This is a genomic window from Streptomyces sp. CB02261, from assembly GCF_001905665.1.
Classification (GTDB): domain Bacteria; phylum Actinomycetota; class Actinomycetes; order Streptomycetales; family Streptomycetaceae; genus Streptomyces.
On record NZ_LIVX01000006.1, the window covers coordinates 331,959 to 349,169 of the forward strand.

16 protein-coding genes are annotated in these 17,211 nt (G+C 73.6%); 8 read left to right on the forward strand and 8 right to left on the reverse strand.

Annotated features, from left to right (window positions below; translation table 11 throughout):
- The first annotated feature begins 47 nt into the window (after positions 1-47).
- Complete coding sequence (locus tag AMK29_RS21745; RefSeq protein WP_073815421.1) at positions 48-1,427, forward strand: aldehyde dehydrogenase family protein; 1,380 nt, start codon at positions 48-50, stop codon at positions 1,425-1,427.
- Positions 1,428-1,469: 42 nt separating this feature from the next.
- Here AMK29_RS21745 and AMK29_RS21750 read toward each other — a convergent pair whose 3' ends face one another.
- The 5 genes from AMK29_RS21750 to AMK29_RS21770 all read right to left on the reverse strand — a co-directional run bounded on the left by AMK29_RS21750 (position 1,470) and on the right by AMK29_RS21770 (position 6,553).
- Positions 1,470-2,573 (reverse strand): enoyl-CoA hydratase/isomerase family protein, encoded by a 1,104-nt coding sequence (locus AMK29_RS21750; protein WP_073815423.1) that lies wholly within the window; start codon positions 2,571-2,573, stop codon positions 1,470-1,472.
- A 101-nt stretch (positions 2,574-2,674) separates the two neighbouring features.
- Positions 2,675-3,358 (reverse strand): GNAT family N-acetyltransferase, encoded by a 684-nt coding sequence (locus AMK29_RS21755; RefSeq protein WP_073815425.1) that lies wholly within the window; start codon positions 3,356-3,358, stop codon positions 2,675-2,677.
- A 286-nt stretch (positions 3,359-3,644) separates the two neighbouring features.
- Positions 3,645-4,349 (reverse strand): ribonuclease H family protein, encoded by a 705-nt coding sequence (locus AMK29_RS21760; RefSeq protein ID WP_073815427.1) that lies wholly within the window; start codon positions 4,347-4,349, stop codon positions 3,645-3,647.
- Between the two features lie 78 nt (positions 4,350-4,427).
- Positions 4,428-5,342 (reverse strand): phosphatase domain-containing protein, encoded by a 915-nt coding sequence (locus tag AMK29_RS21765; protein ID WP_073815429.1) that lies wholly within the window; start codon positions 5,340-5,342, stop codon positions 4,428-4,430.
- A gap of 2 nt (positions 5,343-5,344) precedes the next feature.
- Positions 5,345-6,553: an RNA ligase gene (locus AMK29_RS21770; RefSeq protein ID WP_073815431.1), complete on the reverse strand. Its 1,209-nt coding sequence runs from the start codon at positions 6,551-6,553 to the stop codon at positions 5,345-5,347.
- A gap of 189 nt (positions 6,554-6,742) precedes the next feature.
- Between AMK29_RS21770 and AMK29_RS21775 the strand changes: the two genes are divergently transcribed.
- From AMK29_RS21775 to AMK29_RS21790, 4 genes are all read left to right on the forward strand, one after another.
- Positions 6,743-7,066 carry a hypothetical protein gene (locus AMK29_RS21775; protein ID WP_073815433.1) on the forward strand — a complete coding sequence of 108 codons (324 nt, stop codon included), beginning with the start codon at positions 6,743-6,745 and terminating at the stop codon, positions 7,064-7,066.
- 151 nt (positions 7,067-7,217) lie between these two features.
- Entirely contained in the window at positions 7,218-7,799 is a 582-nt protein-coding gene (locus AMK29_RS21780; protein WP_073815435.1) for a dienelactone hydrolase family protein, read from the forward strand.
- A 221-nt stretch (positions 7,800-8,020) separates the two neighbouring features.
- On the forward strand, positions 8,021-9,181 hold the full coding sequence (locus AMK29_RS21785) for a YncE family protein (RefSeq protein WP_073815865.1): 1,161 nt from the start codon (positions 8,021-8,023) through the stop codon (positions 9,179-9,181).
- Between the two features lie 192 nt (positions 9,182-9,373).
- Complete coding sequence (locus AMK29_RS21790) at positions 9,374-10,753, forward strand: NAD(P)/FAD-dependent oxidoreductase (RefSeq protein WP_073815436.1); 1,380 nt, start codon at positions 9,374-9,376, stop codon at positions 10,751-10,753.
- A gap of 24 nt (positions 10,754-10,777) precedes the next feature.
- Here AMK29_RS21790 and AMK29_RS21795 read toward each other — a convergent pair whose 3' ends face one another.
- On the reverse strand, positions 10,778-11,587 hold the full coding sequence (locus AMK29_RS21795; RefSeq protein WP_073815438.1) for a L,D-transpeptidase family protein: 810 nt from the start codon (positions 11,585-11,587) through the stop codon (positions 10,778-10,780).
- 203 nt (positions 11,588-11,790) lie between these two features.
- Here AMK29_RS21795 and AMK29_RS21800 point away from each other — a divergent pair, with 203 nt between their 5' ends.
- Together AMK29_RS21800 and AMK29_RS21805 are read left to right on the forward strand one after the other, a co-directional pair.
- On the forward strand, positions 11,791-12,870 hold the full coding sequence (locus AMK29_RS21800) for an NAD(P)H-dependent amine dehydrogenase family protein (RefSeq protein WP_073815439.1): 1,080 nt from the start codon (positions 11,791-11,793) through the stop codon (positions 12,868-12,870).
- Positions 12,867-13,355, forward strand: coding sequence for a carboxymuconolactone decarboxylase family protein (locus AMK29_RS21805; RefSeq protein ID WP_073815441.1), 489 nt, complete (start codon positions 12,867-12,869; stop codon positions 13,353-13,355). Before AMK29_RS21800 ends, AMK29_RS21805 begins: the two co-directional genes overlap by 4 nt.
- Before the next feature lie 98 nt (positions 13,356-13,453).
- Here AMK29_RS21805 and AMK29_RS21810 read toward each other — a convergent pair whose 3' ends face one another.
- The gene (locus tag AMK29_RS21810; protein WP_073815443.1) at positions 13,454-15,106 is read right to left on the reverse strand and encodes a GMC oxidoreductase; all 1,653 of its coding nucleotides are present in this window, start codon (positions 15,104-15,106) and stop codon (positions 13,454-13,456) included.
- Between the two features lie 178 nt (positions 15,107-15,284).
- The gene (locus AMK29_RS21815) at positions 15,285-16,394 is read right to left on the reverse strand and encodes an asparaginase (RefSeq protein ID WP_073815445.1); all 1,110 of its coding nucleotides are present in this window, start codon (positions 16,392-16,394) and stop codon (positions 15,285-15,287) included.
- 117 nt (positions 16,395-16,511) lie between these two features.
- Between AMK29_RS21815 and AMK29_RS21820 the strand changes: the two genes are divergently transcribed.
- Positions 16,512-16,976: an Lrp/AsnC family transcriptional regulator gene (locus tag AMK29_RS21820; protein WP_073815447.1), complete on the forward strand. Its 465-nt coding sequence runs from the start codon at positions 16,512-16,514 to the stop codon at positions 16,974-16,976.
- Positions 16,977-17,211: the final 235 nt, after the last annotated feature.

Consider the following 17,211-nt stretch of genomic DNA (forward strand, 5'->3'; position numbering starts at 1 on the left):
GACAGGCCGGTCCGTCCCATCGAAGCACCGATCCGTGAAAGGCCGTCATGAGCAGCAGCTTCCCGGCACCTCCCGTCGAACTGACCGACCCCCGGACGGGGGCGCCACGCGGCACGGCGGACCGGTCCCGGCTGCCCGAGGTCGGGGCCGCCGTGGCCGCCGCGCGGGCCGCCCTGCCCGGCTGGAGCGCGCTGACCCCGAAGGAGCGCGGGCGGCGGCTCGACCGGCTGGCGGGCCTGGTCGAGGAGCACGGGGCGGAGTACGCGGCCCGTGAACGGGCCGGGACGGGGAAGCCCGAGGCGGAGGCCGCGGGCGAGATCGAGCAGGTGGCCGACCTGTTCCGGTTCTTCGCGACGGCGGCCAGGACCCGCACCGCTCCGGCCGCCGGCCGGCTGGTGGAGGGCCACGAGAGCTGGGTGCGGTGGGAGCCGGTCGGTGTGGTGGGCGCGGTGGTGCCCTGGAACTATCCGCTGCTGATGGCGGCCTGGCGCTGCGCGCCGGCACTTGCGGCCGGGAACACCGTGGTCGCGAAGCCCGCCGAGACCACGCCCGACAGTCTTCTGCTCCTCGCCGAGCACGCCGCGTCGGCGCTCGGCGCGGACGTGCTCCGGTGCGTGACCGGCGACCGGGAGACGGGCCGGCTGCTCGTCGGGGCCGCGGTGGACATGGTGGCGTTCACCGGCAGCGGCCGGGCCGGTGCGGACGTGGCGGCCCGCGCGGGGATCCGGCGCGTCAGTCTGGAGCTGGGCGGCAACGCCCCGGCGATCGTGCTGCCCGACGCGCCCGCCGACACCTGGACGTCCCTCGCGGAGGCCGTCACGTACAACGCGGGGCAGAGCTGTGCGGCTCCCGCACGGGTCATCACCCTGCCGGAGAACTACGAGACAGCCGTCGAGGGTCTTGCGGCGGCCCTGGGCTCCCTGGTGGCCGGCCGTGACTTCGGGCCGCTGAACAACCCGGAGCAGGCGGAGCGCTACGACCGTCTGGTCGCCCGCTCCGGGGCGAAGCGGAACCTCGTGTCGGACATCGCCCCGGGGCCGGGTGAGGAGGCGGGGCACTGGCGGCCGGCCCGGCTGCTCGCGGACGTCCCGGACGACGACCCGGCCGTCACCGAGGAGGTGTTCGGCCCGCTGCTCACCGTGCAGCGGGCCGAGGGAGTGGGGGCGGCCGTCGCCCTGGCGAACGGCGTCCCGCAGGCGCTGGCGGCGAGCGTGTGGACCGGGGACCTCTCGGCGGGTCTGGAGCTGGCGGCCGCCCTGGACGCGGGTGAGACCTGGCTCAACTGCCATCTCGTCCAGACGGCGGAACTCCCGCACGGCGGCCGGGGCGCCTCCGGGCACGGCACCGACCTGAGCGTGCTGGCGCTCCAGGAGTACCAGCGGCCGAAGACGGTCACGGTCCGGCTGGGGTCCCGGGCCGGGCGTTAGCGGTCGGGCGGGTCCCACACGCCGTCCGCGGCTTCCCGGTCCTCACGCGCCGGCCGCGGCTCCCCGGTCCTCCGCGGCCTCCGCGGCCTTCCGGGCGGCGGCGAGTCCGAGGTCGCCGCCGGGCGGCGGGGTGAAGTAGCGGGCGACGGCCTCGTCCGTGACCTCGGGGAGCGTCGGCGGGGCCCAGCGGGGGGCGCGGTCCTTGTCGACGACCTGGGCGCGGATGCCCTCGACCAGGTCGGGGGTGGTGAGGGCGGCGCAGGACACCCGGAACTCCAGGTCGAGGGCCTCTTCGAGGGTGGCGAGGGCGCGGGAGCGGCGGAGGGTGGCCAGGGTCGCCTTGAGGGCGGTCGGTGACTTCGTGAGGAGGGTGGCGGCCGCCTCCTTGGCGGCGGGCACGCCGGCGTCGAAGAGTCGCTCGACGACGGCCTCGACGGTCTCGGCCGGGTAGCAGGCGTCGATCCACTCCCGCTGCTCGGCGAGGACGCCGGGCGGGGCGGTCGCGGTGTGGCGGGCGACGGCCTCCGCGGCGGGCAGCAGGGTCAGGTCCCGGGCCAGGGCGGGCAGTTCGGCGGAGGCGACGAAGTGGTCGGCGAGGCCGGTGAGGATCGCGTCGGCGGCGCCGACGTGGCCGCCGGTGAGGGCGAGGTGGGTGCCGAGTTCCCCGGGGGCGCGGCCGAGGAGGTGGGTGCCGCCGACGTCGGGGACGAACCCGATGCCGGTCTCCGGCATGGCGACCCGGGAGCGTTCGGTGACGACGCGGACGGAGCCGTGCGCGGAGACGCCGACGCCGCCGCCCATGACGATGCCGTCCATGAGGGCGACGTACGGCTTCGGGTAGCGGGCGATCCTGGCGTTGAGGCGGTACTCGTCGCGCCAGAACGCCTCCGAGGCGGTGCCACCGGCGCGCGCGTCGTCGTGGATCGCGCGTATGTCCCCGCCGGCGCAGAGGCCGCGTTCCCCGGCGCCTTCGACGACGACGGTGGCCACGGCGGGGTCGTGCTCCCACGCGGTCAGCGCGGCGTCGACGGCGAGGACCATGGCGTGGGTGAGCGCGTTGATGGCGCGGGGGCGGTTCAGGGTGATGAATCCGGCCCGGCCCTCCGTCCGCAGGAGTACGTCGGCGGTTGCGGTCGGCACGATCACTCGGTCCCTTCGGGTGGCGCGGCTCGCTGTCGCGATCACCGTAGTGGAACCACCGCTCCGGTGGGGGCGCGGGCGCCCGCCGGAGCGGTGGCGAAGGGCTCTCAGGCCGGGAGCAGGTCCTGCGGGACGCGCACCTGGCGGGGGGTGGACATGCGGAGTTCGACGATGTCGCGGACGGTGGGCCATTCCTCGTCGAGGATCGAGTAGAAGGCCGTGTCGCGGACGGCTCCGTCGAGCCCGCGGGAGTGGGCGCGGCGGACGCCTTCGCAGCTTGCCCCGAGGCGCTCGATCGCGATTCTGGAGCCGGTGTTGCGGGCGTCCGCGCGCATCGTGATGCGGCGGACGCCCCAGGTTTCGAAGGCGTGCCGGAGCATGAGGTACTTGGCCTCGGTGTTGATGCCCGTGCCCCGGGCGTCACGGGCGATCCAGGTGTTGCCGATCTCGGCGGCGTCCGGCACGGCGGTCAGCGGATCGCCGTGGGGCATGCCGGGGACGGGCGGCCAGACCAGCGGCCCCCGCCAGTAGTCGAGTTCGAGGAACCGGGTCGAGCCGATGACTCGCTCGTCGGCCGTACTGACCAGGGCGAAGGGCAGGGAGCGTCCTGCCGCCTGATCTGTCAGGGCACGGGCGATGTAGTCGAGGGCCGATTCGAAGCCGTCGGGTACGGGGGTGAAGGCGTAGGCCGATCGGTCCGCCCCGCCGGCCCGGGCGAGGGCTTCGGCGTGCCGCATCGCCAGCGGCTCCAGGCGCACGGAGCGCCCGGTCAGGAGAACAGGTACTGGCACGGAACCTCGGGTCTTTCACGGGCAGGGAAAGCTTCCGCCGAGGGGTGACCGCGGCGGCAGCAGGAGGGAGGTTCTCGCCGGGTGCCGATCGCGTCGTGAGAGCGACAAATGAGCAGGTAAAACGGTTCGTCACCGGTGCGAGGAGGAACAGTATGCAGCCACAGGCGCTCGGAGAACAGAACCCCCGGCGAACCCGGATACACGCGTGGGTGAAGGCTCACGCGTGCCCGGGCCGGCCGGTCTCAAGCAACGGACGGAGCCGCCCGCCTGTCGGACGGCGGAGGGCTCAGACGCAGGTCGGATGGCCCCAACCGTCGGGGTTCTTGGCGATGGTCTCGCCCTTGTCGTAGGCCTTGCCGCAGCGGCAGCGTCCGGCGAACCTCGCCTTGAGCGTGCCGCCGGACGGGCGTGTCCGACGCGCGGACGTGCCCCCGCCGGAACCGCCGGAGGAGCCGGACGGCGCGGAGGAGCGCGCGCGGGGCGCGGAGGCGCGTGTCGGGGCTTCCGGCGGAGGCAGCGGGGCCCCCTCGGCCGAGCCGGTGGGCTCCTGCGTACGGGCGGTGTGGCTGGCCGCGCGGTCGGCCGCGTCGTTGAGGGGGTCGCCGTCGACCTGGTGCGCGGGCACGTAGACGAAGTCGACGTCCCTGCCGGTGAGGAGGGCGTCGATCCGGACGACCAGCTCCTTGTTGGCGACGGGGCTGCCGGAGGAGGTCTTCCAGCCCTTGCGGCGCCAGCCCGGAAGCCAGGTCGTGACCGCCTTCATGGCGTACTGGGAGTCCATGCGGACCTCGGCCGGCACCCCCGGGTCGAGCGCTTCGAGCAGGCGTTCCAGGGCCGTGAGTTCGGCCACGTTGTTCGTCGCCCGGCCGAGCGGGCCCGCCTCCCAGCGTTCGATCGCTCCGTCGGCCCGGCCGATGACCCATGCCCAGGCCGCGGGGCCCGGGTTTCCCTTCGACGCGCCGTCGCACGCCGCGATGATCTTTTCCACCATCCCACGATCCTGACACGGCGGCGGGGGTGGGCCGTCCCACCCCCGCACCGCCGGACCCCGGCACCGGTGGCCGTGCGGTCAGAAGGCCCCGTAGTTGACCTGCCAGGTGGGCAGGCCCATGCGGCGCCACAGGGCGACCACGCGGTCCCGGTCGTCGAGCGAGACGCGGACGGCGTAGCGGTGGCGTACGTGGGCGTCGAAGAGCTCCGCCTTCACGAGGTCGTCGCCCCGGCCGTCGCCGGAGGCGCGCATCCACAGTTCGTCGTAGGGCACCTCGTGGCGGGCGAGCCAGCTCTCGGTGAGGGCGCGGTGGTCCTCGCTGCGGCCGGACAGGAGGACGATCCGGTCGCGCTCGGCGTGCCGGAAGGCGCGCAGCGCGTCCCGTACCGAGACGTTGAGCAGGTCCCGGTCGCAGCGGGTGAAGTCGTACGGACCGCGGTCCACGCGCAGGGCGAGGGTGCCGTCGATGTCGCACATGACTGCGGTGGGGAGGCTCGGGTCGGCGACGTAGGGCTCGACGGGCGCCTGGTCGTTGAGCCAGTCCGCGGTGAGCCGCCAGCCGCCCCGGGTGGCCTTGGCGTGCTTGTCGGCCAGGATGCGGATGATCTCCTCGCCCACGGGCCGCTCTCGGGCAGCGTCGCGGCGCACGCACTCGTCGACGGGCACGTCGGTGAAGTCGTGGACGGCGAAGGTGGCCAGGCCCGCGACGGCGGCCTTCAGCCGCTTGGGGATGTGCGGGGTCAGATGGGTGTTGTCGACGACGACGTCGAAACCGTCGTCGACGGCCGCGCGGACGGCGGCGTCCTGGATGCCGAGCACGGTCTGCTCGTGCGCGCGGGAGTGGCCGCGGTCCGCCGCGGGGAGGTCGAGCATGGCGCGGAGGTCGTCGAGGTTGACGCGGCGTACGCGTCCCTCGGCGGCGGCCTGGAGGGCGCGGGCGGCCGTCGTCTTCCCGGAGGCCGGGAGGCCGGTCATGACGTGGACGACAGGCACGGTCAGTTCTCCTGGTCGGTGGCGAAGGGGTCGGTGGCCTCGGGGCGCAGCTGCCGCCATACGAGGAGGTCGACGGGGCGTCCGTCGAGGCGCAGGAACAGCGCGGCACGCAGGCCCCGGTCGGCCACGCCGGCGGCGGCGCGGGCGAAGGCGGCACGGTCGCCTGCGAGGTGGGCCAGGCGGGTGTACGCCTCGTCGACGGCCCGCTCGCGCTCGGCGGCGGCCTCCTCGAGGCGGGCGATCACCTGCCGCACCCAGGCGTCGAACTCGTCCGGCACCTGCTCCAGGAGGGCGTCGAGGGGCTTGCCTCCGGAGGCCTCGACCTCGGTGACGGCGCAGCCGAGGCCCTTCGCCAGCTCGGTGGCGGGCAGGGCGGCGAACCGCTGGATGCCGTGGCCGCGCCAGATGTCACGTTCGGTGACACCGGTGAGCACCTTGTGGAGGCGTACGTACTCGGCGAGCTTCGCCTTGGCGCGCAGGCCGGACGCGAAGCGCAGGACGAAGCCCTCGGCGTCGGTGCCGGTGGCCCGCAGGCCGCCCGGGAGGGTGTTGGACTCGGTGAGGGCGACGAGCTCGTCGACGCTCATGGCGGGCCAGGTGCGGACGACCGAGCCGACGGGCTCCCATCCCACGGCGGCCTCGGTGAGCGGGAGCTCGGCGCCGTCGCGGTGGAACGCGGCGAGCAGGACGAGGTCCCGGCGCTCGCCGTAGTTCACGACGATGCGGTTGCCCGGGTAGAGCATCTCGGCGAGGTAGGTGACGCCCGGCGTCAGGCCCGTGGTGTCGGCGGCGTCGAGGCGGCGCTGCGCCCAGGTCGCCTGCGCGCTGGTGAAGGAGCCCTTGGAGGCGACGTGCCAGCGGTCGTCGTAGTGGAAGACCACGGCGAGGCTGCCGTCGACCTTGTCGTACACCTCGAACGGCTCGTCCGGCAGCGGCGGCGCGTAGGGGCGGTCGCCGGCGTGTTCGGAGAGGTTGAAGAACTTGGGGAGGGGGAGCGCGACGATCCGCCCGGTGGCGTCGTCCGCGACGAGTCCGCGGCAGCGTGTGGTCGCCCGGTTCCAGTACTGGGTGTACTGGCACGCGCGCGTGTACGTGTAGATCGACAGCGGCAGCTCGGGGTGCCGCTTGCGCGTGACGTGCCCGTCCGCGAGTGCGGAGGCCAGCTCGTCGGACGGCATCAGGTCGTGCAGAGTCAGGGTCGCCTGGCTCATGGGGTCCCTCCCGGGTGTTCGATGATCCATTCTCGGCCGCCGTGGCCCGGGAGGACAGCGAATATCCGGACCCCACGGATCCGTGGGGGCGGTGCGCGGCTCCCGATCCGGGGCGTGTCGGTGGTGCCCCGTAGACTCGCCGTCTCCCCGTCGGTGAAGTGACCGGCGCAGACGAAGGAAGCGAGCCCCATGAACCACGCGGACGGCACGGCACCGATCTACGCCGAGCTCATACGGGAGCGGGGGGATGTTCCGGGTGACGTCCGCCAGGTCGCGGAGGAGGTTCTGCGGGACCTGAGCCGGGTCATCCAGGTGCCGCCACAGGGTGTCGCGGGGCCGCAGGGCGCCGGCCGGCACCCGGGCCAGCACCCCGGTGCAGGCGGCGCGATGGGGACCGGTGGACAGATGGGTGCCGGTGGGCAGACGGGCGTCGGTGGCCAGATGGGGGTCAGCGGTCCGATGGGCGTCGTGGGCCAGGCGGGCGCCGTCCTGCCGCACCGGCCGCTGCGCTAGTCCATGATTCTCAGCCCGGTACCCACGGCCTGCCGTCACGACGGCCGGGGCCTCGGGTTCCGGGCGTTGTCAGTGCCGTCGGCCATGCTGTGTCCCGGACGGCCCGTGCCGTGGTGGGGCGGGCTGCGAACGGTGATCAGGGGATGACGACATGGCCGAGGTTCTGCTGTTCCATCACGCGCTGGGGCTGACGGAGGGCGTCGGCGCGTTCGCCGACGAGCTGCGCCGGGCAGGACACACCGTGCACGTGCCCGACCTGTACGAGGGGCGCACGTTCGCCGACCTGGAGGCGGGCGCGGGGTACGCCCAGGAGATCGGCTTCGACACGCTCGTGGCGCGGGGCGAGCGCGCCGCCGAGGGGCTGCCGGAGGAGATCGTGCTCGTCGGGCTCTCCCTCGGTGTGCTGCCCGCCCAGAAGCTGGCACAGACCAGGGCCGGGGCGCTCGGCGCCGTGCTGGTGAGCGCCTGCGTGCCACCGTCGGAGTTCGGCGGGGCCTGGCCGGAGGGTGTGCCCGTGCAGGTCCACGGGATGGACGCCGATCCGTTCTTCGTCGACGAGGGTGATCTGGCGGCGGCCCGTGCGCTGGTGGCGGACGCGGCCGACCGGAGGCTGTTCCTGTATCCGGGCCGTGCGCACCTGTTCGCGGAGCGCGGCGCGCCGTCCCATGTGCCGGAGGCGGCGGCCCTGTGCCTGGAGCGGGTGCTGTGCTTGCTGGACGGTGTGAAGCGCTGAGGTTTCCCGGCTGACCGGACGGCCGGCCGCGGCCCGCGGGTCCGACGGGGGCCGGGCCCGCGGGGTCGACCGTTCGGTGGACCCCGGTGTCGTCCGTCCCGCTGCCGGTGGGGGGCCGCCCGGCGGACCGTACGGGCGCGGCCGCGGGCGGAGGATCGGAGCGGGGTGCGGTGCCGTCCGCCGGTGGCGCCGCCCGTGTCCGCCGTCCCGAGGAGTCCGACATGACGAAGTTCCGCCGTGCGTCCCGTTCCACCCGCGTGCTCGTGCCCGCCGCGCTGGCCGTGGCCGCGCTCGCCGGGTGCGCGCAGGGGGCGGGAGGGGCGCCCTCCGCGTCGGGGACGGCACCGGCCGGAGCGTCCCCCACTGCCCGTTCCTCCGTCACCGTGACGCCCGCCCCGGCGGGCGAGCCGGCGCCGGGCTCGCTCCTCGTCGCCGACTTCGGCTCCGACACGGTCACCTTCGTCGATCCCGGGCGGGGTGCCACGGGTTCCGTGCGGGTCGGCACCGCGCCGTACGGGCTGGCCCTCGGTGCGGACGGGCGGGCCTGGGTGGCGACCGCCGAGGGCGTGGCGGTCGTGGACACGGCGACCCGGCGGCGGCTCGCGCTCGTTCCGTACGAGACGGACACCGGGCCGGTGACCACCGGCGAGTACCGGGGCGGCGGCATGGGCATCGCTCTCGCGCCCGACGGACGACGGGTGTACGTGGGGGTGAACGTGCCCGGTGGGAACGGCGCCCTCGAGGTGATCGACACGGCGAAGCTGCGGGTCACGGACACCGTCCCGGTGGGCCGGCGCCCGTTCGACGTGGACGTGTCGCGGGACGGCGCCGAGGTGTACACGACGAACCACGACTCCTTCGACGTCACCGTCGTCCCGGCGGGAACGCTGGAGCCGCACCGGGTGGAGGTCGCCCCGTACGGCACGGAGGGCGGCCTCGGTTCCTGGCTCAAGCCGCACTACGCGGCCGTGCGGCCCTCCGACGGGAAGCTGCTGCTGCCCTTCGAGGGGGAGCGGCTCGCGGTCCTCGACCCCCGGACGGGCCGGACGACGATCGAGCCGATGACCGCGAACACCCATCAGCACGGCGCCACGGTGACCGCCGACGGGACGCTCCTGGCGGTGGGCACGGGGCCGATCGACCCGGACGTGGACCGCGGGCCCTCCCTGACCGTCCGGTCGCCCGGCGGGGCCGAGCGGGTCTACCCCCTGGAGGGGCCGCACGAGGACGTGGCCGTGTCCGAAGACGGGCGGACCGCCTACGTGACCGGCGGGTTCACCAGGGACGGCTCCTGGGACGGCCTGAGCGTCGTCGACCTCGGATCGGGCGAGACCCGTCGGCTGGCCGCCGGCTCCCGGCCGCTGGGGATCGTGGTCCTCTGAACGGCCCCGTCCCGGGGAAGGGGCGGTGAGATCGCCGCGAGGGGGTAGCCGAGGGCACAGGCCCGCCGCCGAGGCAGGGGGACCCCCGCCGAAGAGCGATACGGCCGTAATAAGGATAAAAAGGGTGAATCACGGATAGTCAGCGACACATTGATCGATGGGTTTGCACGCTCCAACGGAAGGGCGGACAGCGTGACGCGACCGAGGATTCTCGTGGTGGGCGCCGGATTCGCCGGCGTGGCCTGCGTACGGCGGCTCGAACGGCGGCTCGCGGAGCGGGAGGCGCAGATCGCGTTGCTCTCGCCGTTCTCGTACCAGCTGTACCTGCCACTGCTCCCCCAGGTGGCGGCCGGGGTGCTGACCCCGCAGTCGGTCGCGCTGTCCTTGCGGCGCAGCGAGCGGCACCGCACCCGGATCGTGCCGGGCGGTGTGGTCGGGGTGGACACGGCGGCGAAGGTCTGCGTCGTGCGGACGATCTCCGGTGAGTACGTCACGGAGCCGTACGACCATCTGGTGCTCGCGCCCGGGAGCGTGACCCGCAGCTTCGACATCCCGGGGCTCGCCGAGCACGCGCGCGGGATGAAGACGCTCGCGGAGGCGGTGTACATCCGCGACCACGTCATCGCCCAGCTGGACCTGGCGGACGCGAGCACCGACGAGGAGGAGCGGGCCGCGCGGCTGCGGTTCGTGGTGGTCGGCGGCGGCTACGCGGGTACGGAGACGGCGGCCTGCCTCCAGCAGCTCACCTTCAACGCCGTCAAGCGGTATCCCCGGATCGACCCGAAGCTGATCAAGTGGCATCTGGTGGACATCGCGCCGAAGCTGATGCCGGAGCTGGGCGACAAGCTGGGCGCCGCCGCGATGAACATCCTGACCCGGCGGGGCATCGAGGTCTCGCTCGGGGTGTCGGTGGCCTCGGTGGACGAGAAGACGGTCACGCTCACGGACGGGCGGGTGCTGCCGAGCCGGACGCTGATCTGGACCGCCGGGGTGGCGGCGAGTCCACTGATCGGCACGCTCGGCGTGGACACCGTGCGGGGCCGGGCCGTCGTCTCGGCCGAGATGGCGGTGCCGGGGCTCGACGGCGTGTGGGCGCTGGGTGACGCGGCGGCGGTGCCCGATCTCGCCAAGGGCGAGGAGGGCGCGATCTGCCCGCCCACCGCGCAGCACGCGATGCGGCAGGGGAAGGCCGTCGCCGACAACCTCGTCGCGACGCTGCGCGGCGAGCGGATCCGTCCGTACGCGCACAAGGACCTGGGCCTCGTGGTCGATCTCGGCGGCATGGACGGGGTGTCGAAGCCGCTGGGCGTGGAGCTCCACGGCATGCCGGCGCAGGCGGTCGCCCGGGCCTACCACTGGGGGGCGCTGCGGACCAACGTGGCCAAGACCCGGGTGATGACGAACTGGCTGCTGAACGCGGTGGCCGGGGACGACTTCGTACGGACCGGGTTCCTGGCCTCGAAAGCGGGCACCCTGCGGGACTTCGAGTACACCGACGCGTATCTGACGCCCGACCAGGTCCGCAGCCACACGGCCTCGTTCCGTGGGGCCGTCGGCACCGGCGGGAGCTGAGCGCCCTCCCCCGTGCCCGGGCGGTCAGCGCGCGAGCACGGGGGCCGGGCCCATGACGACGACGGGCTCCCTGGAGGGGTCGAGGGCACGCAGCAGCTCGCGCAGGTCCTCGCGCGCCAGGGAGACGCAGGCGTGGGTCGGTCCACCGTGGTCGACGTGGATCCAGACGCCGCCGCCCTTCCCGGCCCCGAGCGGACGTTCCTTGTCGAGGGGGGTCCGGCCGGGTACGCGGTTGTAGTCGATGGCGATCACATGGTCGAAGGAGCCCTCGAGGGATTCACCGAGGAAGCCGGTGCCGCTGATGGCGAACTCCTCGTCCTGGTCGTAGGGGAGGCGGGCGCCGGGATCGGGCAGCCGGCCGCCCGCGTCCCCGAGCCGGAAGACTCCGATCGGGGACCGCAGGTCACCGGCGACGTGGTCGTCGGTCCAGCCCCGGAGCGCGTTGTGGGCGGCCCACGGTCCGGCGGCCACGGTCCAGCGGCCGCCGGTGCCCCTTTCGTACAGCGTCGCGGTGGACGTGCTGGCGTCGGCGGTGGCTCCGGTGACGACGAGGGCCTGGGTGGTGCCGTCGGGGACGAGGCCGTGGGTGACGGGGCCGAGGCCGGGAAGCCGGGGCGCGGGGACCGGGGCGGAGGAGACGCTGCTCGCCGGACCGCCCGCACCGGCCGCACGGGGTGGCGCGCCCTCGGGGCGGGAGTCGCCGACGGCGGCCGGGGCGCTGGTGGGCGCCCCCGCGGGGGCGGACGGCGCGGTGTTCGCGCAGCCGGTGAGCAACAGGGCCGTGCACAGTGTGCCGGCGCTCAGCAGGGCGGGGGCGCCCTTGCGGACGGACATGGAAGGGATCCTCCTGGCCGGGGGCGGTGCGTCGATCCGTACCCGTTCGGCGGGCGGCCCTGCGGCGAGTCCGGTGCCCTCACCCGTACGGCCGCGTCTCCCCGGGGTGCGGTCGTGTTCCCGGCCGCACCTCATCTGACGATTCGTCAGCTCGTGGTGTCACGGGTCTGGGAACCTCCGGTGCCCGGCGCTACCCTCCGCGCATGATTCGGACGGTGGTGTGGGGTACCGGAAATGTCGGGCGCGCGGCGATCCGCGCCGTGGACGCCCATCCAGGCCTGGAGCTCGCGGCCGTGCTGGTCTCCGACCCGGCGAAGGTCGGGCGGGACGCGGGCCGGCTCGCGGGGCTCGGTCACGACCTCGGGGTGGTGGCCGTCGACGACGTCGGGGCGGTGCTCGGCGGGCGGCCGGGGGCGGTGGTGTACGCGGCTTCCGGCGACACCCGGCCCGACGGGGCGCTCGACGACGTCGCGCGCGCGGTACGGGCGGGCGCGGTGGTGGTCACACCGGCGCTCTATCCGCTGTACGACCAGCGCAACGCGCCGCCGGAGTTCCGGGATCCGGTGCTCGCGGCCGTCGCCGAGGGGGGCGGTTCGCTGTTCGTGTCGGGGGTCGACCCGGGCTGGGGCAACGACGTCCTGCCGCTGCTCGTGAGCGGGCTCGGCAGCACGGTGGACGCGATCCGCTGTCAGGAGATCTTCGACTACTCGACGTACGAGCAGGAGGAGTCGGTCCGGGACCTGATCGGGATGGGCCGGCCGATGGGGTACGAGCCGCCGATGCTGCTGCCGTCGGTGCCGACGATGGTGTGGGGCGGCCAGGTACGGCTGATGGCCCGCGCGCTCGGCGCCGAACTCGACGAGATCCGCGAGACGGTGGACCGGCGCGCGCTGGAGTCCACGGTGAAGACCCGGACGATGGGCGTCTTCGAGGCGGGTACGCAGGGTGCGATCCGCTTCGAGGTGCAGGGGATCGTCGGCGGGGAGCCCCGGATCGTGATCGAGCACGTGACCCGCATCCATCCGTCCTGCGCGCCGGACTGGCCGGTGCCTCCGGACGGCGCGGGGGCGCACCGGGTGATCGTGGAGGGCAGCCCCCGGATCGAGGTGACGGTGGCGGCGACCGCCGAGGGCGAGAACCGGTCGGCGGGCGGGAACGCCACGGCGGTGGGCCGGCTCGTGGGGGCGATCGACTGGCTGGTGGCGGCGGAGCCGGGACTGTACGACGCGCTGGACGTGCCGTTGCGGCCGGCGGTCGGGAAGCTGGGAAGGAGACCACGGTGATCATCGACATTCCCGAGGGCCAGGAGCCGATCGGGTACGTGTGGGGCGACATGGTCCCGGAGATCGGGACGGCGGCGGCGAACTTCTCGCTGTCGGTGTACGCCCATACGACCCTCGGGCTACGCGAGTTCGAGGCGGCGCGGCTGCGGATCGCGCAGATCAACGGCTGCGGCTTCTGTCTGGACTGGCGTACCGACCGGGACGGGGTGAAGGTCGAGGAGGGCTTCGACGAGGCCGTGGCGGCGTGGCGGGAGACGGAGGTCTCGGAGGCCTTCGACGAGCGGACGCGGCTCGCGGCCGAGTACGCGGAGCGGTACGCGCTGGACCACCACGGTCTGGACGAGGAGTTCTGGGAGCGGATGACGGCGCGGTACAGCCAGGCGGAGATCGTGGAGCTGACGATGAGTCTGGGCTCGTGGCTGGCGTTTGGCCGGCTCAACCGGGTGCTGGGGCTCGACACGGTGTGCGTGCTGCCGACCCACTGAGCGCGGGAGGGGGAAGGGCCGGCCGGACACACCGGCCGGCCCTTCCCGGCTCGGGCCCTCGTCGCACGGGAGGGTCCCGTCGTAAGGTGACGCCCCGGTCAGAAGTCCTGGGCGACGATCCGTTCGATGTTGCGTTCGGCGAGGGCCGTGATGGTGACGAACGGGTTGACGCTGGCGTTGCCGGGGATCAGGGCGCCGTCGATGACGTACAGGCCGTCGTAGCCGTGCAGCCGGCCGTGGTTGTCCGTCGCGCGGCCCAGGACGGCGCCGCCGAGCGGGTGGTAGGTGAGGTGGTCGCCCCAGATCTTGTACACACCGAAGAGGTCGGTGCGGTAGATCGTGCCCTCCTTCGCGTTGATCTTGTCGAAGATGGTCTTGGCGGCGTCGATGGAGGTCTGCTTCCACGCCCGGTCCCAGCTCAGGTCGACCTTGCCGGTGGCCGCGTTCCAGGTGAACTCGGCCCGGTGGGGGGTCTTGGTGATGGACAGGTAGAAGGAGGCGTAGGTCTCGATGCCGGTGGGCAGCGGGGCCACCTCGGCGAAGGCGCCGCCGGCGTCCCAGTTGTCGATGCCGGCGGTGGGCATGGCCGACTGGAGTTTGCCGGTCGGGTCCCACATGTGGTTGGCGCGGCCGCACATGACGTTGCCGTTGTCGCCCCAGCCCTTGCCGATCTGGTCGTTGAGGGCGGGCAGCGCGCCGGTGGCCTTGAGGCGGGTGAGGAGCTTGCTGGTCCCGACGCTTCCTGCGGCGAAGAAGACCTTGTCGGCGGTGACGGTCTTGCTCGCGAGGGTGGCGCCCGTGGTGTCGATCTGGTCGACGGCGACGGTGTAGCCGCCGCCGGCCGCGGGGGTGACGGAGGTGACCTTGTGCAGCGCGGAGACGGTGACGCGGCCGGTGGCGGCGGCCTGGGCGAGATAGGTCTTCTGCAGCGTCTTCTTGCCCGCGTTGTTGCCGTAGATGACCTCGCCGTCGAGGGCCGACTTCGGTACGGCCCCGGCGGCCTCCCGCTTCATGTACTCCCAGTCGTAGACGTTGGGGACGAACACGAAGGGGAAGCCGGAGCGCTGGGCGTGCTTGCGGCCGACGCGGGCGTACTGGTAGCAGGCGGCGCTCTCCCACCAGGCCTCGTCCACGGCGGTGACGCCGAGGCCGGCGTTGGCGCGCGGATAGTAGGTGGAGTACATCTCCCCCGCGTCGACGGTGGGCAGGATCGCGGCGAAGTTCTCGCGGCGGGGGGTGACGGCCATGCCGCCGTTCACCAGGGAGCCGCCGCCGACGCCACGGCCCTGGTAGACGGTGATGCCGGCGAAGTCCTCGGCGTCGAGGATCCCGGTGTGGCGGGGGACGTCCTTGTCGAGAGGGAAGCCGAGGAAGTTGCTCAGGGGCTGCTTGGTGCGGGTCCGCAGCCAGAAGGAGCGGTAGTCGGGCCGGGTGGTGTTGGCGAAGATCTTGCCGTCGGGGCCGGGGGTGTCCCAGGCCATCCCCATCTCGACCATGTGGACGTCGACGCCCGCCCGGGCCAGCCGGAGAGCGGCCACGGAGCCGCCGTACCCGGTGCCGATGACGAGTGCGCGGACGTGGGCGCCGGTGGGGAGGGGGGTGTCGGGGAGGGCGGCCGGTCCGGTGTCGGCGTGGGCGGGGGCGGCGTGACCGGCGAGGGCCGCGGCGCCGAGGAGAGAACCTGTTCCTGCCAGGAACCGGCGACGGCTGACGCCGCCGGTTCCCAGGGCAGGCAGGAGATGTTCACTCATGTGATGTTCCTCACTCGTGAGCGAATGGGAACATGTTCTACTGTCGGCGATCGGGGAAGTCACGCGAAACCGACGGGTAACTTGCGTCCGGGCATGCTGACCGACGGCCGCCACGGACCGCTCGCGCGCGCGGGAGGCGGGAGCGGGGACCGGGGGCCGTTCACCGCACGGGCGGCGGTCAGGTGCGGGCGGCGACCGCCGAGGCCGATCGGGAGGCGCCGGTGGCGAGCGCGGGTTCCGCGCGGACCGGCCCTTCGAGGAGGCGCCGCAGGAGAGCGGCGCTGCGGGCGGGGTCGCCCGGGCCGCCGTCGGCGAGGAGCGTCGCGAGGACGGCGATCCGTGCCTGGGCGGCGCGGAGCGTGCCGGTGAGCAGCGCACCGGCGGCGACCAGGTCCACCGCGCCGCCGCCGGTGTAGATCTCGGCGAGCGGCCCCGCGGGGACGCGGGTGGTCACGGCGACGAGGACCCCCTGGGCGACGGCGTCCGCCACGGCGGCGGCGATCTCGGGGGTGGCGTTGCCCGCGCCGGTCGCTTCGAGGACGATGCCCCGCGCACCGGCGGCGACGGCCGCGTTCAACAGGAACGGGTCGCCGTCGGAGTGGTGGCTGACGATGTCGACCCGGGGCAGCGGGACGGGCCCGGGAACGCCGGGGGTCGCGGTGTGGGCGGCGACGGGGAGCGGCAGCGGCGCGGGGCGCTCCGGGCGGCGCTCGATGTCGACGCGGGAGAACCCGACGCGCCCCAGACGCTCGGCCGACGGGTCGGAGAAGGCGTCGGCGGCCAGGGTCTGGCTCTTGACGGTGCCGCGGGCGGCGTGGACCCGGCCGTCGAAGACGACGAGGACGCCGAGGTCGCTGACGGATGAGGCGACCTGGAGCGCGTCGTAGAGGTTGCCGGGGCCGTCCCCGTCGCCGGTGCCGAAGGGACGCTGGGCGCCGGTGAGGACGACCGGGCGGACGTCGGTGTGGTGGAGGTCCAGGAGGAAGGCGGTCTCCTCCAGGGTGTCGGTGCCGTGGGTGATCACGATGCCGTCGACGCCGGGGTCGGCGAGGGTCTCGTGGACGGTGCGCAGGAGGGCCAGCTGATGGGCCGCGGTCATGCGGGAGCTGTTGACGTTGAACAGGTCGACGACCTCGACGGTGACGCCCTCGGGGAGGGGGGCGGTGGCGAGGACGTCGTCGCCCGAGGCGTCGGCGGCGTAGCCGGTGCCCTGCCAGCGGCTCGCGATCGTGCCGCCGGTGCTGATGACGACGATCCGGCGCGCTCCCCCGTCGTTCGTCCGCTTCATGCCCGTCACCCTCACTCGGTACCAGGATCTCCTGTCTCGCAACGATAAGGCAGAGGCCGCGCAAGGCGATTGCGAAATCACCCCGCCGAATGTTTCATCGTGGTAGATAATTGCGCCATGGACCGAATCGATCTCCATATCTTGCGTGAGCTGCAGAACGACGGCCGACTGAGCAACCAGGAGCTGGCACAGCGCGTCGGGCTGAGCCCGTCGCCCTGCCTGCGCCGGGTGCGCCAGCTGGAGCAGGACGGGGTGATCCGGGGCTACCGGGCGATCATCGACCCGGACGCGGTGGGGCGCGGCTTCGAGGTCCTCGTCTCGGTGGAGGTGCGGCGCGACCGGGAGACGGTGGAGGCCTTCGAAGCGGCCTTGCAGGACGTGCCGGACGTCATCGAGGCGTACCGGCTGTTCGGCAGCCCCGGATGCCTCCTCAGGATCGCGGTGGCCGATCTCGCGGCGTACGAACGGCTGTGGATCGAGCGCCTGACGACGCTGGCCGGGGTCACCGAGGTCAACTCGCAGATCATCATGAAGCGCGTCAAGGAGCCGAAGGGGATGCCGGTGGACGTCCGGGGCGTCTAGGGAGTGTCGGTGGATCGGGGGCGAAGGGGCATCGACCGTCACCGGTCACCCCGGGATCGGGACTGAGCGGCCGTCAGGGGGGAGCCGTATGCGAGAACGTCACGGAATCGCCTCCTCATGGATACACGGCCTTCCGCACGGCTGTGCGACGCTCCCGGCTACCACCACGCAACACGCGTAGAACGCGGAGCCGTTGAGCGGGCTCCGCGCCCTTCGCGTGACGTCCCCGGGAAAG

Excerpts from the sequence above, each read along its gene's own strand:
- AMK29_RS21815 (WP_073815445.1), bottom strand. The coding sequence starts at position 16,394 with ATGAAGCGGACGAACGACGGGGGAGCGCGCCGGATCGTCGTCATCAGC.
- AMK29_RS21760 (WP_073815427.1), bottom strand. The coding sequence starts at position 4,349 with ATGGTGGAAAAGATCATCGCGGCGTGCGACGGCGCGTCGAAGGGAAAC.
- AMK29_RS21785 (WP_073815865.1), top strand. The coding sequence starts at position 8,021 with ATGACGAAGTTCCGCCGTGCGTCCCGTTCCACCCGCGTGCTCGTGCCC.
- AMK29_RS21820 (WP_073815447.1), top strand. The coding sequence starts at position 16,512 with ATGGACCGAATCGATCTCCATATCTTGCGTGAGCTGCAGAACGACGGC.
- AMK29_RS21775 (WP_073815433.1), top strand. The coding sequence starts at position 6,743 with ATGAACCACGCGGACGGCACGGCACCGATCTACGCCGAGCTCATACGG.
- AMK29_RS21800 (WP_073815439.1), top strand. The coding sequence starts at position 11,791 with ATGATTCGGACGGTGGTGTGGGGTACCGGAAATGTCGGGCGCGCGGCG.
- AMK29_RS21795 (WP_073815438.1), bottom strand. The coding sequence starts at position 11,587 with ATGTCCGTCCGCAAGGGCGCCCCCGCCCTGCTGAGCGCCGGCACACTG.
- AMK29_RS21780 (WP_073815435.1), top strand. The coding sequence starts at position 7,218 with ATGGCCGAGGTTCTGCTGTTCCATCACGCGCTGGGGCTGACGGAGGGC.
- AMK29_RS21810 (WP_073815443.1), bottom strand. The coding sequence starts at position 15,106 with ATGAGTGAACATCTCCTGCCTGCCCTGGGAACCGGCGGCGTCAGCCGT.
- AMK29_RS21745 (WP_073815421.1), top strand. The coding sequence starts at position 48 with ATGAGCAGCAGCTTCCCGGCACCTCCCGTCGAACTGACCGACCCCCGG.
- AMK29_RS21770 (WP_073815431.1), bottom strand. The coding sequence starts at position 6,553 with ATGAGCCAGGCGACCCTGACTCTGCACGACCTGATGCCGTCCGACGAG.